Raw genomic sequence first — 7,652 nt, 5'->3', positions numbered from 1 at the left:
GCTGGTGCAACTGGCCCGGCGCCGGGGCGCGCGGGTCATCGCCCTTGCTGCCGAGGACAAGCACGCGGCGGTGGCAAAACTGGGCCCCGACCGGCTGCTGCCACGGGCGCCCGGGAACCTGCGTGCCGCGCTCGGCACCGAGAAGGTGACGGTGGTGGCCGACACGGTCGGCGGGGGGCTTTGGCCGCAGCTTGTCGACGCGCTGGAGCGTGGCGGACGGTACACCTGCGCCGGCGCCATCGCCGGGCCCGTCGTGGACATGGACCTGCGGCAACTCTACCTGCGCGACCTGACGTTCTGCGGGTCGACCATCGTGCCGCCGCATGTCTTTGCCGATGTCGTCACGTATGTCGAGCGCGGCGAGATCGCACCGGTTCTGGCCGCGACCTATCCGTTGCGGGACCTCGCCGAGGCGCAAGCCGCGTTCATTGAAAAACGCCATAGCGGAAAGATCGTTGTCACTCCGTAGGTCCGGGCTGCGCGCGGCCGGCTCGCGGGCCGACATCCGGCGGCCGACATGCCGGGTTCCCGGGCCGGAGCGCGACGGCATTTAGGGCAATTTTTATTCTTGTCGTGAATATTTGTGGATCTCGTACATTTTTTTTGCCACAAAACCCGGGCGGGAGGTCGAATTTGGGGCACATCCGGTGTACCATTTTTGCTGGCCATGTACCAAACTTGACCCAATGCCGTCGGGGAGCAACAATAATCACGAACCCCCGGAACCGAAATTGTCCAACTGGGAGGACATCTGAATGGATACCGATATCGGCGCGTTAACGGTGATATTCACCGAGTTCTATTACTGGGTGACAGTACCGCTCATGTTCCTGATTCACGTCGGCTTCTGCATGTACGAGGTCGGCGCGAGCCGCCACAAGAACCACATGCATACCGTGATGAAAAACACCATGCTCATGCCCTTGGTGACCATCACCTTCTTCTTCTTCGGCTGGTGGATCTATTTCGCCTTCCCGAACGGCCCCGGCATCACCGGCGGACTCACCCAGTCCGACAACGCCGTCCCGTGGAGCGAGCTGATGGGCACGCACATGGGCGGGCCCGGGCCGGCGCTTGAATCGGCGCAAGGGTACGGCGTGGAGCTCGGCAACAGCTACTGGAGCCGTCTGAACGGCGTGTTCTGGGCGGCGTTCCTGCTGTTTTCGTGGACCGCGGCCTCCATCGTGTCGGGGGCGACAATCGAACGGATCCGGCCCTCGGCGTTCTGGATCCTCGCCGTCGTCATCGGTTCGTTCACCTGGATCATCGACGCGGCATGGGGCTGGCACCCCGATGGCTGGATGGTCACGCAGCTTGGCTATCATGACGCCTACGCCTCGGGCGTGATCCACGCCATCGCCGGCGGCTTCGCGCTCGGCGTGATCTGCGTGCTGGGGCCGAGGATCGGCAAGTTCGCCGCCGACGGCACGCCGCGCAACATCAACCCGCACAACAAGTGGCTGGTCACGATCGGGCTGTTCCTGATCTATTGCGGCTTCTGGGGCTTCTACGTGGCCTGTAACGTGCCGATCATCGACCACAGCACGCTTGGCGGCGCGGAAGGCGTGGTGAACTTCACCGCGACCACCATCTACCTCACGCCTACAACCCTGTCGGCCATCGTGTTCAACTTCCTGATGTCGCTGTCGGGCGGCCTGATCGCGGGGTATGTCGTGTCCAAGGGCGAGGCGTTCTGGACCTACTCGGCCGGGCTGGCCGGCGTGATCACCGCCTCGGCGGGCAACGACCTCTACCACCCGATCCAGGCGATGCTGATCGGCGGTGTCGGCGCGGTCTGCGCCTACAAGCTGCACTTCTGGGTGGAGCGGACGTTCAAGATCGACGACCCGGTGGGCGCGGTGGCCGTGCACGGCTATGCCGGCTTCATCGGCCTTGTCATCGCGGGCTTCATGCTGTGGGGCCACCCGGCGACCGCGGCCTATCACGCGGATGTTGCGACGATCAGCCCGTGGGGCCAGTTCCTCGGTGCGTGCATCATGTTCATCGTGCTGGGCTTCATCCCCGCCTTCATCGTCTCGAAGATCCTTCAGGCGATGGGGCTTCTGCGGGTGCCACCGGCGGTGGAACTTGTCGGCCTCGACATGAGCGAGGAGCTCAGCGAGGAGGCCGATGCGATCGAGGTGTCGCAAGCCGACATCGAGGAAGCCAAGAAACTCGGACTGCTGAGCTAAGGAGGAGCATCCATGTCAACGACTGCTGTAGAAACCTGGGCCGGCGCGGACCTGTCGCAGATCGGACCGATCTATCCGATGGTGGGCACCGAGTTCATCCTGTTCATCATCGGGCTGGTCTTCTGGCTGGCGTTCCACATCCTGCAGGCGCGGATCGAGAACAAGGAATTCGAGACAGACGAGGCCGCCGCGCGCAGCCCCGAGCGCCTGCAACGCGTCTTCGACGAGGAAGCGCACGAGTAGGCGGCACGCCCGTCTTCGCAAGGATCGACGGCGGCCCCGCGCGGGCCGCCGTTTTTTTCCGACTTTCTTGATTGAGGTGCCCGGAAACGCCGGCCGGCCCGCACGACTGCGGGGCGACGTCACCGGGCCCGGAAATTCTCGACCCGGTCAACCCATTGGCGGTACCACAGGTCCGCGGCCTTCAGGAAATGCGGTTTGCCGCCGGGATGCAGCCAGTGGCGGCGCAACGTCGTGTCGGCATAGGCCGTCGCGCCGCGCGGGTCGCCGACCGCACGATAGGCGGCCTTGGCCCCCAGATACGGCGCCATCACGGTGCCTGAGCCGGAAAAGCCCATCGCGTGATGCAGGCCGCGATCCTCGCCCACATGGGGCATTTGGTTGAAGCTGAAGCCGGTATTGCCGGTCCAGACATGCGTGATCTTCGCATCGGCCAGTTCCGGCCAGACACCGATCATCGTCTCGCGCAGGCGTGCGGCGGCCTGCCGTGGCGGCAGATCGCGCATCGAGGCCCGCCCGCCCCAGATCACGCGGCGGCCGTCGGGCGACAGGCGGAAATAACTGTGTCGCGCCCGCGTCTCGACCATCATGCGCCGCCCCGGCGCAAGGTGCCCCGGCAGGTTCGCCGGCAGTTCCTCGGTCGCGATGATGTAGCTGGGCAACGGAAAGACCCGCGCGGCGTGCCACCGGAACGGCTCGGCCGTGTAGCCGTTGGTGCACAGCACGACCTTGTCGGCACGCACCCTGCCCTTGCCGGTGGCGACATCGAAGCCGGAGGCGATACGCTCGGCCCCCTCGGCGCGCGCGTGGCCGACCACCGGGATACCGCGGCGCCGGACGGCGTGCAGCAGCCCTTGGTGAAACTTGGCGGGATGGATCGCGCAGTGTTCTGGGAAGACGATGCCGCCGAAATAGCGCTCCGTCTCGATCTCGCGGCCCAGCTCGGCGCGCTCGACCATGTCGATGCGCACCTCGCTTTTCTCGCGGACATGGCGCACCAGCGCGCGTTGCGATTCCAGGTGCCGCGGCGTCCAGGCCAGCTGGATCCGGCCCGTCTGCTGCAGGTCGCACGCGACGCCCTCGCGCTCGATCAAGTGGCGCACCCAGTCCAGCGCGGGCCGCGCCTCGGCGAAGAGCGCGTCGGCGGTTGCGGCGCCGAAGCGCTTGGCAAGGTCGGCCCAGCCGAGCCGCGGATGCGCGCCCATCATGCCGCCGTTGCGGGTCGAGGCGCCGCGGCCCGGCTCACCGGCATCCACGACGACGACATCGGCGCCGCAATCATGCGCGGCAATGGCCGCCGACAGCCCGGCATAGCCCGCGCCTACGACAAGCAGGTCGCACCGGTCGGGCAGCGCCTCGGCCGCCTCGGGGGTATCGAGCGCCTGCCACCAGTACGGCACCCCCGGTTCCGCCTCGCCTTGCCAGAAATCGTGCTGCATCGTCCTGCCCCGGTTCCGTGCCAATGTCCGCCGGCACTCTGACCAGCGGATTTCCGCGGATCATTAAGGCGACATCACCGGACCCTGTCCATCCCGGAAATGCGGCACAAACCCCGATGAAACCGCCGCGGCGCACTCGCGGGGTCACTTTACCAGCCGCGCAAACCGATTCGCAGACTCCCGTCAGATTCGAAAATCGCCAAGCCACGGAAAAACTAAAGTTTAATATCTTCACGATCGGGTGATGATAACGTAGAGTAAACGAGTATTTAAAAAACTAAGGGGGGTGATTCCCATGTCTTTGAACGCCTACTATACCTACTCCGGCACAGGGAACTGGTCACTGGACGCCACGTCGGGCAGCACGACCGATGGCGGTGATATCCAAGCCATCGTACCGGAAGGGTCGGAGGTCGAGGCGGCTTTTCTTCACGCGTCCAGCTACTCGGCACCGGGCGAGGACCCGACCGTGACCCTCGCGAGCGGCGAAAACGCCGTGACCGTCGCGAACGATGACGGCGACGGCGTCACGACCGCGAACGAATTCATCTCGCGGGGCGAAACCGAGGGCGCCAGCAACCTCGAAGCATTCCGCGCCAACGTGACGGGGTTCGTGGACGGCGTCATCGGTGATGGCGGGGTCGACCCGTTCATCTTCAACGTGTCCAACATGGCCCGCAACATCGACGGCTACGCGCTGGAGGTTGTCTATTCCAACCCCGCCGAGGCCGAGCGCACCATCGTGCTGTTCGACGGCGCCTCGGACCCGGACGGCGACAATTTCAGCCTGAACCTCGACAGCCCGCTGACCGTTGACGATAACTTCGAGGCGCTGATGTCGCTGGGCATCGGCTTCGGCTTCCAGTCGGGTGGCGAGACCTTCGACCAGCAGTCCGACGTCGACGTCAACGGCTCGCGGCTGACAAGCTCGGCCGGCGGGTTCGACGACGGCGCCGCCTCGAATGGCGGCCTGATCACCATCGGCGGCATCGGGGACGATCCGGCCAACCCCGCCGATCCGAACGCCCTGCCGAGCGGCGACACACAGGAGGAAATCCAACGGTCGGACGACGAGCTTTACGACCTGTCGCAGGACGGCTTCCTCGTGACCGGTGACCGGTCGATCCTCGTGGAAACGCTGAACCCCTCGAGCGACGACAACATCTTCTTCGCCGGCTTCAACCTGACCGCAGAAGCCTCGATCGTGTCCGAGGGCAACGACGCGCCCGTGGCGCGCGATGACGGCGGCGACATGACGCCGGGCTACACCACCGACCGCACCACCGAGATCCTGACGCCCACGGTGCTGGCCAACGATTTCGACCCGGATTTCGACATCATCTCGGTCACGGGCTTCGAGGGGACCGCCCCGGCCAACGTGGGCGACGTGGTGACACTTGCTTCGGGCGCCGAGGTCGAACTGTTCAACGACGGCAGCTTCTTCTATGACCCCAACGGCGCGTTCGACAGCCTGCCCGACGGCGAGGACGCGACCGACAGCTTCACCTACACGGTCAGCGACGGAACCCTGACCGACACGGCGACGGTGACGGTCGATGTCAAGGACGATGAGCCGGGTCCTGTGGTGCTTTCGCTGCGCGATGGCAGCGTACTTGAAGGCGACAGCGGGACGACCAGCCTCGAATTCGAGGTGAACCGCTTCGGCAATACCGAGGTGGACGTGAACTTCGAGCTGGAAATGTCGCCGAATACCGCCGACAGTTCCGACATGTTCGGCACCTTCCCGATCCTCGCATCGGGCACGATCGCGGCCGGGGACACCTCGACCATGGTTTCGGTCGATGTCCAGGGCGACACCACGCCGGAATTCGACGAAATCTTTGACGCGCGCTTCTTCAGCGCGACGACATCCGATCCGAATGTGACCATCACCCAGGCCGATCCGACGGCGACCGGGACGATCATCGACGACGACATCGATCGCGCGCCCCCGCCGCCGCCGGTCGAGGCCGACATCTTCGGAGACCCGCACCTGACCACGCTCGACGGCCTTGGTTACGACTTCCAGGCGGTGGGCGAGTTCACGCTGCTGGAATCCACCGCGGGCGACCCGATGAACGTGCAGGTCCGCACCGAGCCGATCAATGACGCGGTGTCGGTGATCACGGTCATGTCGATGGAGCTTGACGGCTCGCGCATCCAGATCGACGGGGAGGCCGACACGCCGCTCACCATCGACGGCACGCCCACCGAGATCGACACGCTGGACGGCCCCGTCGACGTGGGCAACGGCCAGATCTTCTACGACTCGGAAATGAACGGCTTCACGATCGTCACCGAGAGCGGCGAGCAGATCAAGGTCGGCCTCTTCGAGGGCTACATGAACGTCTGCGCCTTCCTCAACGAGGACCGCCCGGCGGGCTCCGTTCAGGGGCTTCTCGGCAATGCCGACGGTGACCGCACCAACGACCTCGCGCTGCGCGACGGGACGGTTCTGCCCCAGCCGGTGGATTTCGACACGCTCTACGGCGACTATGCCGATAGCTGGCGGATCACGGAGGACATGGCGCTGTTCGACCGGGCCGAGGGTGAAACCACCGCCGACTTCCAAGATGACAGCTATCCGCGCGTCGTGCTAACGCTCGACGACCTGCCGCCTCAGGTGGTGGCAAACGCGACATCCATCGTCGATGCCGCCGGAATCGAGGATCCGATCCTGCGTGACGCGGCGATCCTTGACGTGGCGCTGACCTCCGATCCCAGCTTCGCGGACAGCGCGACAACGCTCGCCGCGGACCCCGAGGAGGACACGCAGACCGAGAACAATCCCGCGCTCGGCCCGACGATCGGCATCAGCGCCTCCTCGGTCGCGCTCGACGAGGGCGACAGCGGCGAGACGACCGCCCTGTTCGAGGTCTACCGCATCGGTGACACGAGCGCGGCGCTCGACGCCGTGGTCAGCTTCGGCGGCACGGTGGACGGTGACGACGTTTCCTCGTCCCTCGATCCGGTGACCGTTTCCTTCGCCGAGAACGAAACGTCCAAGGACGTGTCGGTCGTGGTGACGGGCGATACCGATGTCGAGCCCGACGAGATGATCATCGCCAATCTCGACGTCGATGCCGCGATCCGCGACACGATCTCGATCGTGGCCTCCTCGGCCCGGACGACGGTGACCAACGATGACGAAACCGTGGCGCTCGACATCACCGGCGACGATACCGACGAGGTCATCGACGGCGGCCCCGCAAATGACACGCTGCGCGGTGCCGGTGGCAATGACACCCTCAACGGGCAGGACGGCGACGACCGGCTCGAAGGCAACGAGGACGACGATGTTCTCAACGGCGGTGACGGTGACGACGCGCTGCTCGGCGGGACCGGCAATGACGAGATCAACGGCGATGCCGGCAATGACAACATCTCGTCCTCAGACGGTAACGACACCGCCAATGGCGGCGAGGGCAATGACCTGATGGGCGGCGGCCTCGGCGATGACGTCATGAACGGTGATGGCGGCAACGACTTCATGGGCGGCGGCCAGGGCAATGACGCGGTCGATGGCGGCGACGGCAATGACATCGTGAACGGCCGTGACGGTGATGACACGCTCGACGGCGGCACCGGCAACGACACCATGGGCGGCAGCTTCAACAACGACGTGGTCAATGGCGGCGACGGCGATGACGACATGGGCGGCGGCGCTGGGCAGGACACCGTCGATGCCGGGGCCGGCAATGACAGCGTCGGCGGCGGCGAAGGCAACGACGAGATCGCGGGCGGTGACGGCGACGACTTCCTCGCCGGCGGCGGGCGCGAC

At 65.6% G+C, this 7,652-nt stretch carries 5 protein-coding genes; 4 read left to right on the top strand and 1 reads right to left on the bottom strand.

Annotated elements, in window-relative coordinates; genetic code table 11:
- The 3 genes from ACH107_RS27700 to ACH107_RS27690 all read left to right on the top strand — a co-directional run.
- Positions 1-469, top strand: a 469-nt coding sequence (locus tag ACH107_RS27700) for a zinc-binding dehydrogenase (RefSeq protein WP_412508914.1), incomplete at its 5' end; no start/stop codon positions are given.
- A 286-nt stretch (positions 470-755) separates the two neighbouring features.
- The gene (locus ACH107_RS27695) at positions 756-2,192 is read left to right on the top strand and encodes an ammonium transporter (RefSeq protein ID WP_412508912.1); all 1,437 of its coding nucleotides are present in this window, start codon (positions 756-758) and stop codon (positions 2,190-2,192) included.
- A gap of 12 nt (positions 2,193-2,204) precedes the next feature.
- The gene (locus ACH107_RS27690) at positions 2,205-2,435 is read left to right on the top strand and encodes a hypothetical protein (protein WP_412508911.1); all 231 of its coding nucleotides are present in this window, start codon (positions 2,205-2,207) and stop codon (positions 2,433-2,435) included.
- A 119-nt stretch (positions 2,436-2,554) separates the two neighbouring features.
- Here the strand turns inward: ACH107_RS27690 and ACH107_RS27685 are convergent, their stop codons facing one another.
- Positions 2,555-3,871: an NAD(P)/FAD-dependent oxidoreductase gene (locus ACH107_RS27685; protein WP_412508910.1), complete on the bottom strand. Its 1,317-nt coding sequence runs from the start codon at positions 3,869-3,871 to the stop codon at positions 2,555-2,557.
- 295 nt (positions 3,872-4,166) lie between these two features.
- On the opposite strand from ACH107_RS27685, the gene ACH107_RS27680 reads away from it, so the two are divergent.
- Positions 4,167-7,652, top strand: a 3,486-nt coding sequence (locus tag ACH107_RS27680; RefSeq protein WP_412508908.1) for an Ig-like domain-containing protein, incomplete at its 3' end; no start/stop codon positions are given.

The sequence above is a fragment of the Roseovarius halophilus (ex Wu et al. 2025) genome (assembly GCF_047086965.1).
This window is presented reverse-complemented; position numbering and strand designations above follow the sequence as displayed.